This window comes from Paeniglutamicibacter sulfureus (assembly GCF_030512175.1).
Classification (GTDB): Bacteria; Actinomycetota; Actinomycetes; order Actinomycetales; family Micrococcaceae; genus Paeniglutamicibacter; species Paeniglutamicibacter sulfureus.
In genome coordinates this window covers 271088-289175 of the sequence record NZ_JAULBL010000002.1, presented here as the reverse complement: position 1 = coordinate 289175, position 18088 = coordinate 271088, and the positions used below count along the sequence as shown (strand labels likewise).

The following is an 18088-nucleotide window of genomic DNA, read 5'->3' as shown; positions in this document are numbered from 1 at the left end:
AAGGATTTCTGACATGGCCCTGCGTTCCCTGCTCACGACTGCCGAACGCGGCCAGGTCCTTGAAATCCCCACCGGCACCGAGGACCTGGCTGCCCACTACACACTGGGCGAAGCGGACATGTCGTTGATTCGCCAACGCCGCGCAGATGCCAACCGGTTGGGCTTTGCCATCCAGCTCTGTCTGCTTCGGCACCCGGGTATCGCACTGACCGACGAAACCGAAGTACCCACTGAAATGATCGACTGGCTTGCGGCCCGCCTGGCCATCCCGGCCGAGGCCTGGGACGAATATGGGAAACGTGGGGAAACTCGGCAGGAACACGGTAGAGAGATTCGTGCGTATCTGGGCATGTCCGCGTTCGGAATCGCGGATTTTCGCCAGCTCGTGGAGCATGTGGGCGAGGTTGCCGCGCAAACAGACAAGGGCCTTGTCTTGGTCGAAGGCGCGCGGGACTTCCTGCGCTCAAGGAAGGTTGCCTCGCCCGGGGTGGGGATCATTGAAAGGGCCTGCGCGCAGGCGCTGACCCGGGCGAACCGGCGAATCTACGCCATCTTGGGAGACCAACTCTCCGGCGAGCACCGAGGTCGTCTGGATGGTTTGTTGCTTCGCCGCACCGATAGTTCCTTGACCGAAATCGGCTGGCTGCGCCAGGCACCACTGCGACCCAACGCACGGGCGATGAACGAGCATATTGACCGGCTCACCACCTGGCGTGCGCTTTGCCTGCCCTGGGACGCCGGCAAACTGGTGCATCGGAACAGGTTGCTGAAGTTGGCCCGTGAGGGCGCCTCCATGACAGCGGCGGACCTGGCCAAGTTCGAGCCCGGACGCCGGTACGCGACCCTGTTCGCGATGTCCGTGGAAAGCATGGCAACGGTCACCGACGAAATCATCGATCTGCACGACCGGATCATTGGCCGGATCATTCGCACCGCCCGGAACAAGCAAAACCAGAACACGCTGGCCTCCCGCACCACCGTCGCAGCCATGATGCGCCTGCACTCCAAGCTCGGCGATGCCCTGATCACGGCCAAGGAGAACGGGGAGGATCCCTTCGCCGCGATCGACACAGCCATCGGCTGGGAAACCTTGGCCGCAAGCATCACCCAAGCCAAGGAACTGACCCGGCCCGCACACGAGGACCACCTCGCCCTCGTCAGTGCACACTTCACCACGATCCGCCGCTACACCCCGGCATTTCTTGCCGTCCTTGACCTCCAGGCAGCCCCCGCCGCACAGGACCTGTTGGCCGCCATCAAGGTCATCCGCACCATGAATACCGCCGGTGCCCGAAAGATCCCGGAGGATGCACCCACGTCGTTCATCCGGTCCCGGTGGAAGCCCCTGGTTTTCACCGACAACGGAACCGACCGTGGATTCTACGAGTTTTGCGCCCTCGCGGAGCTCAAGAATGCGCTGCGGTCCGGAGACATGTGGGTCACCGGCTCCCGCCAGTTCCGCGACTTCGATGACTACCTGCTGGCCGGCCCCGACTACACGGCCATGAAGAACGCCGGGGACCTTCCCCTGGTCATAACCAATGGCGGCGAAGAATATCTCAAGGACCGACTTGCCCGGCTCAGCGAACGGCTGCACCAGGTCAACGAGCTTGCCTCCCGTGATGAACTGGCCGGGGTGCTGATCACGGAAAACGGCTTGAAGATCACTCCGCTTGAGACGATCGTGCCGCAACACGCCCAACCCTTGATCGACCAGGCCAGCGCCATGTTCCCGCGGATTCGGATCACCGACCTGTTGATGGAAGTCGATGGCTGGACGGGCTTCACACGCCACTTCACCAATCTCAAGTCTGGCCAACCTTCCAAGGATAAGCAGCTCCTGCTCACCGCAATCTTGGCCGACGGAATCAACCTAGGATTGACGAAGATGTCCGAGTCATGCACCGGCGTCACCTACGCCCAATTGGACCGCCAGCAGGCTTCCCATATCCGGGATGAAACCTACAGTGCCGCCCTGGCCGAGCTGGTCAATGCCCAGCACGCACACCCCTTCGGTACGCACTGGGGCGATGGCAGCACCTCGTCCTCGGACGGGCAACGCTTCCGCGCCGGCAGCCATGCCGAATCCACCGGGCACGTGAACCCGAAATACGGGGCCGAGCCCGGGCGGATGATCTACACGCATGTCTCAGACAAATATTCGCCCTTCCACAGCAAACTGATCAACGTCGGTGACCGCGACGCGACCTATGTCTTGGACGGGCTGCTGTATCACGAGTCTGATCTGGCGATCCAGGAGCATTACACCGACACCGCAGGGTTCACCGACCACCTTTTCGCCCTCATGCACTTACTTGGATACCGGTTCGCGCCCCGGATCCGCAACATCGGCGACACCCGCCTCTACACACCCACTAACGATCCGGAGCTTGCCACTTTGGCGCCGTTGGTCGGCGGCACCATCAACACGCAGACCATCACCGCGCACTGGGATGAAATCCTCCGCCTGGCGACATCCATCAAGACCGGCACCGTGACCGCCTCCTTGATGATGCGCAAACTCGGCGCCTATCCACGCCAGAACGGACTCGCCACCGCACTGCGGGAACTGGGCAAACTGGAACGAACTCTCTTCCTGCTGGATTGGCTCCAAGATCCCGACCTGCGCCGCAAGGTCACGGCCGGGCTGAACAAGGGCGAGGCCAGGAACACCCTGGCCCGGGCCGTTTTCTTCAACAGACTTGGAGAGATCCGCGACCGCAGCTTCGAGCAGCAGCGCTACCGGGCCTCAGGGCTGAATCTTCTCACCGCGGCCATCGTCCTCTGGAACACGGTCTACCTCGACCGCACCATCACCACCTTGAACCAAGAGGGCAACGCCACCGACCCGGACCTGCTGCGGTTCCTCTCACCCCTGGGATGGGAACACATCAACCTCACCGGCGACTACACCTGGCCACGCACCAACAAGATCAAACCCGGCAAATACAGGCCACTACGGCGCTCGACAAAACCTTAGCGTCGGATATTTCACTTTTTCACAAGCCACCCCCACGAAGGCGTGCACGAATCGGGTGATGGCGCCGGCGCCGAGCTCCGAGGCGAGGTCCACGAGGACGGTTGGGGGCACGGGGGATTCCTTTCCATGGTTTGGGGCAGGGCTAGGTCCCATGGGTACATGGTCGCCCGGGAAGGTGCGGAAAAGGCACAAGGAATGCTCAAGAATGTCCTACAGATCTTGGTCCCGGATAAGGCCGAAACATTGCAGCGGTCTTGTGCATTACCGGGTCGTGATCTTGAGCAAGGCCCTGAATACTGGTTGGCGGAGCCGATCTTGGGGGTCGGCTAAAGAAACAGATCAGCGGGCCACCGGCGATTGCTGGTGCTGACGGAACCTTGCCCCGCAGGTCGGGCACTTCAACCCACACGGGCAGGGAACTGAGGGTGTTGGATTAGGCCACGAAATCCGACACGCTTATTGGACACGATGTTGCGTGTTCTGGGTAGGGAATCACCGGCGCGAAGACACCGTCCCGGGAAACGATGGATTGGTTGCCGGATGGCTGACCGGTCTTACGCTGGGTGCTGTGACGAGGTGACAGTCATGTACGAGCCTGTCGCTGTCATTGGCGGGCTGTCCGCAGGCAGGATGGCTTTGGTCGAAGACGGACTCAAGACAGCCCTGGGAATGAACTGAATATCGCCGAGGCTGGCCAATGACTCCGCAGTGGCCGCGTCATCCTTTCCTCAGCGGAATGCCGGAATGCCGGTGATGTGGTTGCCCAGGATGAGGGTGTGGACCTCGTCCGTGCCTTCGTAGGTCCGGACCGATTCCAGGTTGTTGGCGTGGCGCAGGGGCGAATAGTCAAGGGTGATCCCGTTGCCGCCCAGGATGGCGCGGGCGTCGCGACAAATCTTGATGGCTTCCCGGACGTTGTTAAGTTTGCCGACGGAGATCTGTACGGGGGCGAGTGTTCCGGCGTCCTTGAGCCGGCCGGTGTGGATTGCTACTAGGGTGCCCTTCTGGATTTCCAGCAGCATGTTCACCAGCTTTTCTTGCGTTATCTGGTAGGCGGCCAGCGGTTTATCGAATTGCGTCCGCTCCAGCGAGTAGCTCAGGGCCTGCTCATAGCTGTCCCTGGCAGCGCCCATGGCACCCCAGATGATGCCGTAACGGGCTTCATTCAGGCAGGAGAACGGGCCGCGGAGGCCCTCGGCGCCAGGCAGCCTGTCGGATTCGTCCACGATGACGTCCTCCAGGGTGATGTCGCACTGGATCGATGCGCGCATGGAGAGTTTGGGCTCTATTGGTGTGGCGGTGAAACCGGGAACGTCGGTCGGGACCAGAAATCCGCGAACGCCGTCTTCCGTTGCGGCCCAGATAACGGCGATCTGCGCGACGGAGGCCAGGCCAATCCAGCGTTTCACGCCGCTTATGATCCATTGGTTGCCGTTGCGTCGGGCGAAGGTCTGCATGCTGGAGGGATCCGAGCCGGCCGTGGGTTCGGTGAGGCCGAAGCAGCCGATGATTTCGCCCTTCGCCATGCCGGGCAGGTAGCGGTTCTTCTGCTCTTCCGAACCCCATTTGTGGATGGCGCTCATCGCGAGGGAACCCTGAACCGAGACGAAAGTCCGAAGCCCGGAGTCTCCGGCTTCCAGTTCCATCGCTGCGATGCCGTATTCGACGGCGGATCGGCCCGGGCATCCGTAACCCTTCAGATGCATTCCTAGGAGCCCGAGGGCGCCCATCTCTTGGGAAATTTCCACCGGGAAGTGCGCATCTTCGTACCAGTCCTTGATGTTCGGCTTGATGCGTTCCCGCACAAACCGGCGGACGGTTTCCCGCAGTTTCAGCTCGTCGCTGCTGAGCAGCCCCTGCAGATCCAGCACATCCGACCGGATCTCGCCGACTGCGGCGGAACCAGGCTGCAATTCCGCCGGTTTGGGCAGGGTTTCTGGTATGACGCTCATATTTGTTCCTCCTGGGGAGACGGCCTTATGGGCGCCGGTTGTTGCGTTCGCCCCACTCACTCTGACAGCAATCGTCACCCGGATCCAATACCAAATGACCGCGCAATTGATCCGTTTAGCGCATTAGATTCCTAATCGAGCTCCGGCGTAGGCAGTGCAATTTCAGAGAGCCTCAGTACCTCCCGCAGGGCAGGGCTGTCGTTGTCCTTGCGCCAGATCATCCGCAAAAGAACCGGCTCTGCGGGGTCTGCCAGGGGCAGGAACACCACGCCCGGATAATGGATATTCTCCGCAACGGAAGAAACCGTCATCGCTACCCCGATCTCGGCCGCTACCAGTGAGACCAGCGTCAATGAATCCGGGGCAACCTGCACTATCGAGGGCAGGAACCCGGCATCGTTGGCGAGCCTGAGTAGGTGGTCGCGCAGGATGGCACCGGGATCCGCAGGCAGGGTTACGAAAGGCTCGCCGGCCAGGTCGGCCATCCGCACCGCCGTCCGCTCGGCCACCGGATGGCCGGCATGCACGGCGATGACGAGTCTTTCATTGGCAATGACCCGGGAGCTCAGAGCGGCCGGTATGAAATTCCATCTTCCCATGCCGATTTCCATGGCACCGTTGCCGACTTTGTCCAAGGCCGGAATGGCGAAATTCGAGCTGTAAAGCTCGAAGTCGATGCCCGGATGGGTCTGGCGGACCAACTTGGCCAGCTTTCCCACCATGACATGTGACGATGCTCCGGCGAACGCCACCCGCACGCGTCCTGTCTCGCCCTTGCCGGCGTGGGACACCATGGTCCTGGCCCGCCGACAGGCATCGAGTATATCCGTCGCCGGCTGGATCAGCGCCTCGCCCGCCGGGGTGAGGCGAACAGAGCGTGTGCTGCGCTCAAATAGGGCGGCGCCGAGCTCCCGTTCCAGATTCTGAACGGCGCGGCTGACCGGGGGCTGGGCCATATGCAACTGCTGAGCAGCCCGCCCGAAATGCAGTTCCTGGGCAACAGCCAGAAAGGCACGCACCTGTTGAATATCCATACCGGACAATTATTCTGATGGCGCATAGAAGTGTCAACGATTAGTGACCTTTGCATAATAATCAAGTTTTATCGAGCGCGGGGAAGATGGTTGCTGAACACAGGATCGAAATTGTTTATTGTGCTGAACGCATCAATCAGGATCGGAATACGTATTGGACGTGGAGTAATGGGATTTGCGACAGTGGTGATGTGAAGCACAAACCGGAAGGCACGAAATGAATCGAACTGACGCTGCATCGAAGCTGAATCAGGCCTTCGGACGCTCCGGCAGCGGACCACTGAGCGGAATGGTTATTGCGGACTTCACCCGCGTCCTCGCCGGGCCCTACTGCACCATGCTGCTGGCGGACATGGGGGCGACCGTGATCAAAGTTGAAAGCCCGCAGGGCGATGACACCCGCGGCTGGAAGCCGCCCGTCCGAGAAGACGAAGCCACGTTCTATCTGTCGGTCAACCGCAATAAGCATTCGATTGCACTGGACCTGAAGGACGATTCCGATCTTGAAGTCGCCCATGAACTGGCTGCCAAGGCCGATATCCTTGTGGAGAATTTCAAACCTGGTGGACTAGACCAGTTCCAGCTGGACTACGAGTGCGTGTCCGCGCTGAACCCGGACATCATCTACGCATCCATCACCGGCTTCGGCACCGCCGGGGGAGCAGGATTGCCGGGCTATGATCTGTTGGTCCAGGCGGTGTCGGGAATGATGAGCATCACCGGCGGGCAGGACACCGAGCCATACCGCGCCGGGTTGGCCGTGTTCGACGTGATCACCGGCCTGCACGCCAGCATCGGCATTCTGGGGGCACTGCATCACAAGAATGCTACCGGCCAGGGGCAGCGTGTGGAGTTGAACCTGCTCTCGTCCGCCCTTTCCGGAATGGTCAACCAATCTGCGGCGTACGTCACCGGCGGCGTCATACCCACCCGCATGGGCAACGAGCATCCAAGCCTCTACCCCTATGAGCCGATGCACACGGGCGACGGAATGTTGATCGTCGTGGCCGGAAACAACGGCCAGTTCACCAAACTCTGCGATGCGCTGGGCATTCCCGAAATTGCCGCCGATCCGCGCTTCGGCAACCCGCAGGAGCGGAACACCAATCGCGAGGAGCTGCGGCCCATTCTTCAGGGCCGTCTGATCGGGCGCTCCGCGACGCAGTGGTTTGAAGATCTCTCCGCATTAGGCCTGCCCTGCGCTCCCATTCAGGACGTCAAGGGCGGCATTGAACTCGCCCGGAAACTGGGGCTGGAGCCCGTCGTTATGTCCGGAAATGGGGAACGCTGCATTCCCACCGTGCGCCACCCTGTTGTCTTCTCACAAACCCCGGTCAGCTATGAACTGGCTCCGCCGGAACTCAATGCCAGCTCCGAGCTGGTCCGCGCCTGGCTGGCCGCCAAGGAGGTGCGGCTCGTTGGCTGAGAAATTCCGTGCACAGATATTCGTCCGGTGGTCCGATCAGGACATCAACGGCCACGTGAACAATGCGCGGGTGGCAACGCTGCTGGAGGAAGCCCGGATCAAGTGGCGGCGCCACGCTGCCTCTGTCGGCACCGCCGCCGACCTCGAGACAACCACGTTGGTGGCCTCGCTGACGCTGCACTACCGCCGACCCATCGGATTCGGCCATGCTGTCGACGTGGATATCTGGGTGGTGCGCATCGGGGCAAGATCGTACACCATGGGCTACGCCGGATACCAGAACGGGCACTTGGTCCTGGACGCTTCAACGGTCATGGTTTCGCTGGACGACGCGACAGGGAGAGCCCGGGGCCTCGACGTTGGGGAAAGGAACTATCTGAAGCGCTATTTTTGTGCCGAAGTACCGGTTTGAGCGCCGCTGATAAAACCAGAGGACGAACATTACGGGCAGCTCTGGCTGCTCCGAGGCAAAGGAACAACTGTGGTTACAGAAGAGATCAACAGCGACTATTACATGGTCGACGACTTCCTCTCGGAAGACGAACGAATCATCCGGAAGAAGGTCCGGAATTTTGTCGAAACTGACCTTCTTCCGGTGATCAATGACTATTGGGACCGGGCGGAATTTCCCTTTTCGCTGGTCCCAGGGATTGCCGCACTCGGCATCATTGGCACGACCATCGAGGGCTACGGATGCCCCGGCATGAGCCGCCTTGCCGCCGGCATGGTCGCCATGGAGATGGCCCGGGGCGACGGCTCCATCAACACCTTTATCGGCGTCCAGTCAGGCTTGGCGATGGGCACGATTAATTCGCTCGGCAGCGACGAGCAGAAGCAGCGATGGCTTCCCGGGATGTCCAGGCTGGAGAAGATCGGAGCCTTCGGACTCACCGAGCCGGGCCATGGTTCGGACTCCGTGGGCCTGGAAACGAGCGCCCGCCGCGACGGTGACCACTACATCCTGAACGGACGCAAACGCTGGATCGGCAACGCAAGCTTCGCCAACGTCGTCGTGCTCTGGGCCCGGGATGAAGCGGATGGCAAAGTCAAGGCGTTCATTCTGGAAAAGAACGACGACGGTAGCTACCCGGCGGGCTACCGTGCCGAGGTGATCACCGGCAAGATCGGCAAGAGGGCGATCCTGCAGCCCGATATCACCATCGAAAACCTGCGGATTCCGGTGGAGAACAAGCTCGTCGAGGCGAACTCCTTCCGCGATGTCACCCGGGTGCTTACTGCGACCCGCGGAGGGGCATCCTGGGAATCAGTGGGCCACGGAGTCGCTGCGTACGAAGCCGCAGTGAAATACGCGAAGGAACGCGTGCAGTTCGGCAAGCCCATTGCCAGCTACCAACTGGTGCAAAACAAGCTGGCCAACATGCTGGCCGAGTTGACCGCTATGCAGCTGATTTGCTTCCGGCTGACCGCACTCGCGGACGAGGGAAAGATGACTGGCCCGATGGCGTCACTGGCCAAGATGCACACCGCTCAGAAGGCGCGCTGGATCTGCCAGGAGGCCCGCGACATCCTAGGCGGCAACGGGCTACTGCTGGAAAACCATGTGGCGCGCCATTTGACCGATATGGAAGTCGTCCACACCTATGAAGGCACGGATTCCATCCAATCGCTGCTGATCGGCCGCGACATCACCGGAATCTCCGCCTTCTCCGGATAACACCGCACCCCTGTTGCCAAGAGCAAGCCACACGAAACGAAGAGCAAGCTAAGAGGGAGAATCCATGAACAGGCTTAAAAACAAGACTGCCATCGTCACCGGCGGTGCCCAGGGCATCGGCGCCGCCACAGCACTGCGGCTGGCCACTGAGGGCGCGACAGTTGCCATCCTGGACTTGAATGCCGCGAGGGCAGCGGCCACCGCCGGTGAAATCAGTTCAAACGCCGCCGTCGGGGCGGCTGGCGGTTCGGCAGTCAGCGCCGTCTGCGATGTCACCAGCGAGGAGCATGTTGCCTACGTCTTCGAACAGATTTTCACCGATCAAGGGCGCATCGACGTCCTGGTCAACAACGCCGGCATCACGCGGGATAATATGCTTTTCAAAATGGACCGCCCGGACTGGGATTCTGTCCTGACAACGAACCTGACCAGCGCCTACCTCTGCGCAAAGGCAGCGCAGAAGTTCATGGTGCCGGCCCGGTACGGAAAGATTGTCAGCCTGAGCAGCCGCTCCGCGCTGGGCAACCGTGGACAGGCGAATTATGCCGCCGCCAAGGCGGGTATTCAGGGGCTCACCGCCACGCTGGCCTTGGAACTGGGTCCGTTCAATATCAACGTCAACGCCGTGGCGCCGGGATACATCGCCACGGCCATGACCGCTGCGACGGCCGGGCGGGTCGGCAGCACGCCGGAGGAACACCAGAAATCCGTGGCCGAACGCACACCGCTGGGGCGGGTGGGGGAGCCTGAGGAAGTAGCCTCCGCCATTGCCTTCTTCGCCAGTGACGATTCCTCCTATGTCTCCGGTCAGACGCTCTATATCAACGGAGGCGCACGTTAATGCCTGAAGCATACTTGATCGGCGGGGCGCGCACCCCGGTCGGTCGCTACGGTGGCTCCCTCTCCGGTATTCGACCGGATGATCTGGCCTCGGTCGTCCTCGGCGAAGCCGTTCGACGGGCCGGAATCGAGGCTGCCGAGATAGATGAGGTGATCCTGGGCAATACCAACCAGGCGGGAGAGGACAATCGCAATGTGGCGCGGATGGCATCCCTACTGGCGGGGTTCCCGGACAGCGTCCCGGGTATGACGGTGAACCGCCTCTGCGCCTCCGGACTTAGCGCCATCATCATGGCATCACAGATGATCAAGTCAGGCGCGGCGGACGTCGTGGTGGCCGGCGGAGTCGAATCCATGTCCCGGGCCCCGTGGGTGCTGGAGAAGCCTGACAAGGCGTTCGGTCGTCCGGGCGAAATCGCCGATACCTCCATCGGTTCTCGGTTCCTGAACCCGAAGTTCCATAAACGTCCCAAGTCCACCTTTTCAATGCCGGAGACGGCGGAGGAACTGGCCCGCGTGGACGGCATTTCACGGGAAGATGCGGACGCATTCGCGCTTCGCTCGCATCAACGGGCTCTCGCGGCCGTGGATGCGGGGCGCTTCGTGGCTGAGATCGTTCCGGTGGAGACCCGGAGCGGAGTCGTCAAGGACGATGAGGGCCCGCGCCGGGAAACGACACTCGCGGCTCTGGGAGGCCTGCGTTCGGTAGCCCGGCCCGGCGGCGTGGTTACCGCGGGGAACTCCAGTTCGCTCAACGACGGTGCCTCCGCCGTCGTCATCGCCAGCGGACGCGCCGTCGAGAGACTGAATCTACGGGCACGGGCGCGCATAGTCGATGGCGCCTCCGCCGGAGTTCCGCCGGAGATCATGGGCATCGGCCCCGTGCCGGCCACCCTCAAGGTGCTCGGGCGGACCGGTTGGTCGCTCGATGACGTGGGAGCGATCGAACTGAACGAAGCCTTCGCGGTGCAGGCCCTAGCCTGCATCCGCAGATTAGGAATGGACGAAGACATCGTAAACAGGGACGGCGGCGCGATTGCACTCGGTCACCCGCTTGGCTCCTCCGGTGCCCGGATCGCCATCACGCTGATGGGCAGGATGGAGCGGGAAGGCGCGGACAGGGGCCTGGCGACCATGTGCGTAGGGCTCGGGCAGGGCACCGCGATGCTGCTCGAAAGACTCTGACTCCGGCTTGTCGCAGACAAAGCGCAGGAAAACGACGACGGCAGGAATCTCCGGCCACCGCGGTTTCCGCCGCGCGCAATATCCGTTCATGTAAACAGCGCATTGATCCGTTCCCAATTTGGTATTGGATTTGAATTGGACACTCTGCGACAGTGATGTAGCTAACAAACCGACAACCAAAATGACGACAACTAACGACAATGAGGTCCGTGTTGAAAAAGCGAAGCGCAATGCAATTGAAAGTCTCGGCGGGGTTCGTGGGGTTGGCCTTGGCCCTGGTGGGCTGCGGCGCAGGCGGAGCGGCCAGCGCCAATGACGGCGGATCGGACTACCCGAAAAAGCCTGTGCGGTTTCTGGTTCCCTTTGCCGCTGGAGGTCCCTCCTCGATGACCGCCCTCGCTTATGCGTCCTGCCTTGAAGGCGGCCTCGGCCAGCCCATCCTGGTTGAGAACAAGGCCGGCGGCAGCGGCGGGATAGCGATGCAGGAGCTGGCCGGCGCCAAGCCGGATGGCTACACGCTCGGGCTCGGCACCAACGGCCCGCTGGTCATGAACCCAATCGTGAATGACTTGGGCTACAGCCTGGCTGATTTCTCCTCGGTCGGAGTCATGGCCGAGATGCCCACGGTTCTCGTGGTCGGGTCGGATTCGCCATATACCGATGCGCAGGAATTCTTCGCGGCAGCCAAGGCCGCTCCTGGGAAGTTCAGCGTCGCAGTTCCCGGTGCGACGACCTCCGCGGCGATCGAGCTGCAGCGTCTGAAGGACGAATACGGCATCGAGGTCACCGCCGTACCCGCCTCGGGCAACGCGGAAATGACCACGAATCTGCTCGGCGGCCACGTCGACGCACTGTTCATCACGGACCACTCCGACGTTGCGGCGCGGATCGAGGACGGATCTTTTATGCCACTTGCCATTAGCAGCCCGGAACGCGCCGCTTGGTATCCCGAGGTTCCGACGCTGGCCGAGGTTGGCTTCGACGATCTGGTGAACGCCGTTTCGGTGTTCGGTGTCATCGGTCCACAAGGCTTGCCGGAGGACGTTCTCTCCATTCTCGAGGCCGAACTTGAAACATGCGCCGCTGATCCGGGCGTAGCCGAACAGATTGGCGAGCGGTTTGTGCCAGAGGAGTTCGCCGGTTCAGGCGATCTGCACACGGCGTTCACCGCAATGCAGGACCTCTACCAACCCCTCCTGGGCCAGCAGTAGGATCAGCAAAGGCATGGATATGACGAAACTCAGTCTCGGACCTACAGAGGTGGAATGTGCCCATCCGCCGGCAGGAACGCTTGTCCGGAGCCGGCCTCGGCTCCGCCGCATTGTTCCGCTTGTGCTGCTTGTAGCAGGTGTGTCGGCCGTGCTCGGGTCGTGGCGACTCTCGCTGGGAGAGTTGAATAACCCTGGCCCCGGCCTTTGGCCCTTTATTGTCGCCATCGCGGTGACCATCACGGCGGCCTTCCTTACGCTCTTTCCGGACTCGGCGGTTCCCGAAGCCTGGACGCGACGGACTGCCGGTATCGCGGGCGGCGTGGGCAGCCTCTGCGTGTTTGTGGTGCTTTTCGAGTCGATCGGCTTCCTCGTTCCGGCTTTTCTGATGCTCATGCTCTGGCTGCGAGTATTCGGCCAGGAACCGTGGCGCTGGACCATCCCCCTTGCCGTTGGAGGCGCCGCCGTTCTGCACGTTGTTTTCGCGGGCCTGCTCGGTGTTCCGTTTCCCGACGACATCGTAGTCACCGCCTTCTCCCGGATGATCGGATTCTGATATGGACGCCCTTAACAACCTGGCCCAAGGCTTCTCCGTAGCCTTTGACCCGATGAACCTGCTGTTTGTTTTCATCGGCGTGGTCATCGGAACCGCCATCGGCGTCTTGCCAGGGCTTGGCCCGACCGCCACGATCGCGCTCCTGTTGCCGATCACCTACACGATGGATCCGGTAGGGGCGGTGATCATGCTGGCCGGCATTTACTACGGCTCGATGTACGGCGGCACGATAACCTCAGTACTGCTGCGTCTTCCCGGCGAGGCTGCGTCAGTAGTCACCACCTTTGACGGTTATCAAATGACCAAGCAAGGCAGGGCAGGAACCGCCCTGGGCATTTCCGCGGTCGGCTCCTTCATCGGCGGCACCGTAGCCATTGTCGGCCTGACCTTCCTGGCCCCGCTGCTTGCCCAAGTAGCCGTCGCGGTCGGCCCGGCCGGCTATGTCGCCATCATGATTCTTGGTCTCTTCCTAGTGACCTCCCTCGGCACCGGTTCAACGGTCAAGAGCCTGTGCATGGCAGGGGTCGGCCTCCTGCTCTCAACCGTGGGACAAGACCCGATTACGGGAACCGCACGCTTCACCTTCGGTCAGACGTCCATGCTCGGCGGATTGGATTTCGTCGCTATCGCGATGGGGCTTTTCGGGGTTGGAGAACTGCTCCACAGTCTTGAGCGAAGCGAAAAGGGCCAGTCCGTCACCACCAAAATTAAGAATATCTGGCCCTCGCGCAAAGACTTCCGTGATTCCTCCGGTGCCATAGCCCGGGGTTCCGTGCTCGGCTTTTTCATCGGCGTCCTTCCCGGCGGCGGCGGCGTCATCTCATCGCTGGCATCCTATGCCATGGAGAAACGCCGTGCGAAGGATCCCAGCCGGTTCGGAAAGGGGGCTATCGAAGGTGTCGCCGGTCCCGAGACAGCGAACAACGCCTCGTCGACGTCGGCATTCATTCCGCTGCTCGTCCTGGGCATCCCGTCCAACGTGGTGCTGGCCATGATTTACGGAGCGCTCCTGCTACACGGCATCACTCCGGGGCCGCAGCTGATCAACGAGCATCCCAACGTTTTCTGGGGCGTTATCGCGTCGATGTACATCGGCAATCTGATGTTGATCATTCTCAATATTCCGCTGGTCGGGGTCTTTATCCAAATGCTCCGGGTACGAGCGGGGATCCTTTCGACCTTCGCGCTCCTTGTCGTCATGGTCGGCGTCTTCTCCATCAACAACAATCCGTTCGACATGTGGGTGGTGCTGGCGTTCGGGGTTCTCGGTTGGATCATGATCAAGACACGCTTTGATCCCGGGCCGTTGGTGCTGGCCTACATTCTGGGCCCGATCTTGGAGAAATCCTTCCGCCAAACGATGCTGATCTCTGAAGGTAGCTTCGGTATTTTCGCGTCAGATCCGGTGTCTGCGGCTATCTTTATCCTGATCGGGCTGTTCATCGTGTACGGCTTCATCAGCCGCAGACGACGACAACGCAGCACACGGCGCTCAGCTTCTGCGGCGGCCGGTCTGGAAGGGCGCGGCAGCGGGCTAGTTCACACGACGGCCCGGCGCGAACAGACTACAGACTCGGAGACCGCAGAATGATTCCCGGGAGGCAATTACGCAGCGGTGCTCAGTTGGTCGTCGATCAACTGCTCTCAGAGGGCGTTGAAACGGCATTTTGTGTTCCGGGAGAGAGCTACCTCGGTGTGCTGGACGCCCTGTATGACTCCGATATCAACCTGGTGACCTGCCGGCATGAAGGCGGCGCCGGCTACATGGCCAACGCCTACGCTAAAATCACTGGGAAAGTGGGGGTCTGTATGGTGACCCGCGGACCTGGAGCCGCGAATGCGATGATCGCGCTTCATGCCGCATACCAGGACAGCGTGCCGCTGGTGCTGCTGGTGGGCCTCATCCCGCGCGGGCATACGCACCGGGAGTCGTTCCAGGAATTCGACCTCAATGGCTGGTTCGGGACCACCACCAAGAACGTCTTGCACATTGAGCAGGCAGAACGCGGGCCCGAAATCATCTCCCGGGCTTTTGCCCTGGCGAAATCCGGCAGGCACGGACCGGTGGTCGTGGGGCTGCCCGAGGACATGCTGCGCGAACTAGCCGCCACGGGCGCGGCGCCATCCATCCGCATAGTTGAGGCCGCGCCGGCCGGAGCGGCATTGGATGAGCTGTCCCGGCTACTGGCCGCCGCATCACGTCCCCTGGTGATCCTGGGCGGCGGCGGTTGGACGTCGGAGGCCAGTCTGTTCGTCCAGGAGTGGGCCGAACGCAATGTTCTACCCGTAGCCGTTGAGTTCAACGCGCTGGATCTCATCGATCATGAGTCACCGTCCTACATCGGCACCCTCGGTTACGGGCGCTCGGAACAAACCGCCGAGGCCCTTTCCGGTGCGGATCTGGTCATCGGGATCGGCTCGCCGCTGGGGGACGTGAGCACCGACAGCTGGAAGCTACTTTCGGTGGGCCAAACAGGGACCGACGTGGTCACCATACTTCCGGACGCGGATGGCCGGGGTTCGGCACATCTGAACGCGCTACGCATCGTCTCCTCGGTTCCGGCCGTTGCCGCAGCCCTGAATCAGCTCCCCGTGCCGCGCCGGGCATGGCGCGAATATGCGCACAACCTCCGACGCGGACATGAGCAGCGCCGGAGGTTGGAGCCAACAGGGGGAGAGCTTGACCTGAACGTGGTATTTGATCAGTTGCAGCAGGCCCTGCCGGTGGACGCCATCATCACGTGGGGCGCAGGAAATCATGCCGGCTGGGCAAAGAAGTACCTGCGCTGGCGCAGCTATCCGACGCTGCTTGCTCCCCGGAACGGGTCCATGGGCTATGGTGTGCCCGCCGCCGTTGCTGCGGCAATAGCACATCCGGAACGCCAGGTTGTTTCGGTGGCGGGCGACGGCTGCTTTCTGATGAACGGACAGGAGCTAGCTGTAGCGGTGGCACAGAAGGTCGCTCCAGTCATCATTGTCCTGAACAACTCCATGTACGGAACCATCCGTGCGCACCAGGAAAGGTACTTTCCCTTCCGGGTCAGCGGAACCGATCTCACTAACCCTGATTTTGCGGCCTTCGCCGTCGCCTTCGGTGGACAGGGCGAGGTTGTCGAGTCCACCGCGGAATTTCTGCCGGCACTGCGGCGTGCCCTGGCCGCAGGCGTTCCCGCCGTCGTCGAACTTCGGCTCGGCAGTACGCGGACCAGCACCGAGGCCACGATCGAGCAATTGCGGCTCGACGCTGCCCGGGGCTGCGCCGATCCGCAACCGGCTCAATTATCCGTCCTTCCACCGTGAAAAGTGGATTGCCCTGCCTGACTGAGAGTTCGATCCGTAAAAATCGACTACCCGTAAGGGGCCTGCCCTGGCTGCGGCCGCAACGTCCGGCGGCACGGATTCATCCGAGGGTAGCTCTATGTTAAACGCGTATGCGCCGTGCATGAAGCAAGGACGGCGCTTTACCTCAGCAACTCGACAACTACTGCGACCTCTGCGTGAAGCTCCGAAACAGGCACCGAGCTGTTCGCGTGAAGCATGGCGATCAGACTATCAGCCTGGTCATCTCCAGCCTGAGTCAGGGTGCGGGCGTATTGACCCGAGCCGTCGATGCTGGCGTGGTATCCCAGAATTGCAACGGCACTTGTTTCACAAGATCGATCGTACTCCGGTCCGTGGATTCGACGGAGAAACCATCAAGGGAAGGCCATTATGAAGAAGAACGCCTCACGTTTACAGACAATCGCCGGGATTGCACTGGCATCCCTGGCACTGGCAGGATGCGGGGCGGACGATTCCGTGCCCGCCCAGGGAGCCGGGTCCGATTACCCCGCAAAGCCGGTCACGGTCCTCATGCCCTATGCTGCCGGCGGCCCCTCAGATCTCACTGCCCGTTCGATTGCCGCCTGTCTGGGGGCTAGCCTCGGCGCGGCCTTTGTAGTCGAGAACAAGCCCGGCGGCAGCGGTGCCGTCGCGATGCAGGAGCTGGCAGGTTCAAAGCCGGACGGCCAAACCCTAGCGCTAGGTACCACGGGCACGCTCATAATGACCCCCCTGGTCAACTCGCTGGGCTACAGTCTTGCGGACGTTGAACCCATCGGAGTGATGGCAGATAATCCGACCTTGATCGTCGTCGGCGCGGATTCGCCCTACGGGGACGCGGCGGAGCTCTTCGAGGCTGCGAGGGCCGATCCCGGAGCAATCACGATGGGCGTTCCAGGCGCCACGAGTCCCGCAGCGATCGAACTGCAGCGGCTGAAAAATGAATACGGCGTCGAGGTCACCGCCGTACCCGCCTCGGGCAACGCGGAGATGACTACAAATCTCTTGGGCGGGCATGTTGATGCGCTCTTCATCAATGACCATCCGGATGTCCAAGCACGGATCGCTGACGAGTCATTCCTTCCCTTTGCCGCCACGACCCCTGAACGGCTCGACTGGCTTCCTCAAATACCAACGCTGGCCGAACTGGGATTCCCGCAGCTGGTGAATGCAACGTCGATTTACGGGTTGTTCGGCCCCAAGGGCCTGCCGGAGACCGTCGTGTCCACACTGGAACGCGAACTCGAAACGTGCCTCGGGGATCCGGAGGTCGTTACCCAGATCGGAGAGAACTTTGTACCGAAGGAGTTCATCGGTGCCGAGGAGCTCGGTGCCAACTTTGCGCAGATCCAGAAGCTTTATGAACCGATCCTTAGCCAGTAATTCCGATTAAATCGTCCGTCACGGTGATGCGCCGGCCGGGTTTCGTGTGAGTCAACAGGAGATGTCATAGTGAGAGAACTACAAGGACTGGCGGAGCTCGAGCCGCTAATCGGCGCAGAACTGGGTGTGAGCAGGTGGCACAGTGTGGAGCAGGACCGGATTCAAGGTTTTGCCGATGCCACGGGTGACCATCAGTGGATCCACGTCGATCCGGAGAGGGCGGCCAGCGGACCGTTTGGCCGTCCCGTCGCCCATGGCTATTTGACGCTGTCCATGATCCCGTTCTTCGCAAAGGAAGTTTATCGGGTCAACGGACTGAAGATGATCGTTAACTACGGGCTGAACAAGGTCCGTTTTCCGAGTCCGATCCCGGCGGGTTCCCGAGTCCGGAGCCGGCTCACGCTCGTCTCCGTGACGCCGGCGGCCCAGGGTAGCCAAGTGGTCATCCGGCACGAGATCGAACTCGAGCACGGGACCCGGCCTGCCTGCGTGGCCGAAACAGTTTCCTTGCTGGTCGGATGAGGGGCA

At 61.6% G+C, this 18088-nt stretch carries 14 protein-coding genes; 12 read left to right on the top strand and 2 right to left on the bottom strand.

Annotated features, from left to right (window positions below; translation table 11 throughout):
* Positions 1–13: 13 nt before the first annotated feature.
* A complete protein-coding gene (locus tag Q2T94_RS07970) occupies positions 14–2980 on the top strand; it encodes a Tn3 family transposase (protein ID WP_302263589.1) in 2967 nt (988 codons plus the stop codon).
* 728 nt (positions 2981–3708) lie between these two features.
* Here Q2T94_RS07970 and Q2T94_RS07965 read toward each other — a convergent pair.
* Together Q2T94_RS07965 and Q2T94_RS07960 are read right to left on the bottom strand one after the other, a co-directional pair.
* Positions 3709–4932 carry an acyl-CoA dehydrogenase family protein gene (locus tag Q2T94_RS07965; RefSeq protein WP_302263588.1) on the bottom strand — a complete coding sequence of 408 codons (1224 nt, stop codon included), beginning with the start codon at positions 4930–4932 and terminating at the stop codon, positions 3709–3711.
* Between the two features lie 131 nt (positions 4933–5063).
* Positions 5064–5966, bottom strand: coding sequence for a LysR substrate-binding domain-containing protein (locus Q2T94_RS07960; protein WP_302263587.1), 903 nt, complete (start codon positions 5964–5966; stop codon positions 5064–5066).
* A 217-nt stretch (positions 5967–6183) separates the two neighbouring features.
* Here Q2T94_RS07960 and Q2T94_RS07955 point away from each other — a divergent pair, with 217 nt between their 5' ends.
* From Q2T94_RS07955 to Q2T94_RS07905, 11 genes are all read left to right on the top strand, one after another.
* Positions 6184–7392 carry a CaiB/BaiF CoA transferase family protein gene (locus Q2T94_RS07955; protein ID WP_302263586.1) on the top strand — a complete coding sequence of 403 codons (1209 nt, stop codon included), beginning with the start codon at positions 6184–6186 and terminating at the stop codon, positions 7390–7392.
* The gene (locus Q2T94_RS07950; protein ID WP_302263585.1) at positions 7385–7804 is read left to right on the top strand and encodes an acyl-CoA thioesterase; all 420 of its coding nucleotides are present in this window, start codon (positions 7385–7387) and stop codon (positions 7802–7804) included. The genes Q2T94_RS07955 and Q2T94_RS07950 overlap by 8 nt, the downstream gene beginning before the upstream one ends.
* 102 nt (positions 7805–7906) lie before the next feature.
* A complete protein-coding gene (locus tag Q2T94_RS07945; protein WP_302266380.1) occupies positions 7907–9067 on the top strand; it encodes an acyl-CoA dehydrogenase family protein in 1161 nt (386 codons plus the stop codon).
* 64 nt (positions 9068–9131) lie between these two features.
* Entirely contained in the window at positions 9132–9908 is a 777-nt protein-coding gene (fabG, locus tag Q2T94_RS07940) for a 3-oxoacyl-ACP reductase FabG (protein ID WP_302263584.1), read from the top strand.
* Positions 9908–11092, top strand: a complete 1185-nt coding sequence (locus Q2T94_RS07935) for a thiolase family protein (protein WP_302263583.1) — start codon at positions 9908–9910, stop codon at positions 11090–11092. Before fabG ends, Q2T94_RS07935 begins: the two co-directional genes overlap by 1 nt.
* 230 nt (positions 11093–11322) lie before the next feature.
* Positions 11323–12303: a tripartite tricarboxylate transporter substrate binding protein gene (locus Q2T94_RS07930; RefSeq protein ID WP_302263582.1), complete on the top strand. Its 981-nt coding sequence runs from the start codon at positions 11323–11325 to the stop codon at positions 12301–12303.
* A gap of 13 nt (positions 12304–12316) precedes the next feature.
* Positions 12317–12856: a tripartite tricarboxylate transporter TctB family protein gene (locus Q2T94_RS07925; RefSeq protein WP_302263581.1), complete on the top strand. Its 540-nt coding sequence runs from the start codon at positions 12317–12319 to the stop codon at positions 12854–12856.
* 1 nt (position 12857) lies between these two features.
* Positions 12858–14447 (top strand): tripartite tricarboxylate transporter permease, encoded by a 1590-nt coding sequence (locus tag Q2T94_RS07920; RefSeq protein ID WP_302263580.1) that lies wholly within the window; start codon positions 12858–12860, stop codon positions 14445–14447.
* The gene (locus Q2T94_RS07915; protein WP_302263579.1) at positions 14444–16156 is read left to right on the top strand and encodes a thiamine pyrophosphate-dependent enzyme; all 1713 of its coding nucleotides are present in this window, start codon (positions 14444–14446) and stop codon (positions 16154–16156) included. Before Q2T94_RS07920 ends, Q2T94_RS07915 begins: the two co-directional genes overlap by 4 nt.
* A gap of 411 nt (positions 16157–16567) precedes the next feature.
* Positions 16568–17560, top strand: a complete 993-nt coding sequence (locus tag Q2T94_RS07910) for a Bug family tripartite tricarboxylate transporter substrate binding protein (protein WP_302263578.1) — start codon at positions 16568–16570, stop codon at positions 17558–17560.
* A 69-nt stretch (positions 17561–17629) separates the two neighbouring features.
* A complete protein-coding gene (locus Q2T94_RS07905) occupies positions 17630–18082 on the top strand; it encodes a MaoC family dehydratase (protein WP_302263577.1) in 453 nt (150 codons plus the stop codon).
* Positions 18083–18088: the final 6 nt, after the last annotated feature.

What these genes read in the sequence shown, in the direction of transcription:
- Q2T94_RS07935 (WP_302263583.1), top strand. Translation starts at nt 9,908, where the DNA reads ATGCCTGAAGCATACTTGATCGGCGGGGCGCGCACCCCGGTCGGTCGC.
- Q2T94_RS07960 (WP_302263587.1), bottom strand. Translation starts at nt 5,966, where the DNA reads ATGGATATTCAACAGGTGCGTGCCTTTCTGGCTGTTGCCCAGGAACTG.
- fabG (WP_302263584.1), top strand. Translation starts at nt 9,132, where the DNA reads ATGAACAGGCTTAAAAACAAGACTGCCATCGTCACCGGCGGTGCCCAG.
- Q2T94_RS07915 (WP_302263579.1), top strand. Translation starts at nt 14,444, where the DNA reads ATGATTCCCGGGAGGCAATTACGCAGCGGTGCTCAGTTGGTCGTCGAT.
- Q2T94_RS07925 (WP_302263581.1), top strand. Translation starts at nt 12,317, where the DNA reads ATGGATATGACGAAACTCAGTCTCGGACCTACAGAGGTGGAATGTGCC.
- Q2T94_RS07970 (WP_302263589.1), top strand. Translation starts at nt 14, where the DNA reads ATGGCCCTGCGTTCCCTGCTCACGACTGCCGAACGCGGCCAGGTCCTT.
- Q2T94_RS07965 (WP_302263588.1), bottom strand. Translation starts at nt 4,932, where the DNA reads ATGAGCGTCATACCAGAAACCCTGCCCAAACCGGCGGAATTGCAGCCT.
- Q2T94_RS07955 (WP_302263586.1), top strand. Translation starts at nt 6,184, where the DNA reads ATGAATCGAACTGACGCTGCATCGAAGCTGAATCAGGCCTTCGGACGC.
- Q2T94_RS07945 (WP_302266380.1), top strand. Translation starts at nt 7,907, where the DNA reads ATGGTCGACGACTTCCTCTCGGAAGACGAACGAATCATCCGGAAGAAG.
- Q2T94_RS07920 (WP_302263580.1), top strand. Translation starts at nt 12,858, where the DNA reads ATGGACGCCCTTAACAACCTGGCCCAAGGCTTCTCCGTAGCCTTTGAC.
- Q2T94_RS07910 (WP_302263578.1), top strand. Translation starts at nt 16,568, where the DNA reads ATGAAGAAGAACGCCTCACGTTTACAGACAATCGCCGGGATTGCACTG.
- Q2T94_RS07930 (WP_302263582.1), top strand. Translation starts at nt 11,323, where the DNA reads ATGCAATTGAAAGTCTCGGCGGGGTTCGTGGGGTTGGCCTTGGCCCTG.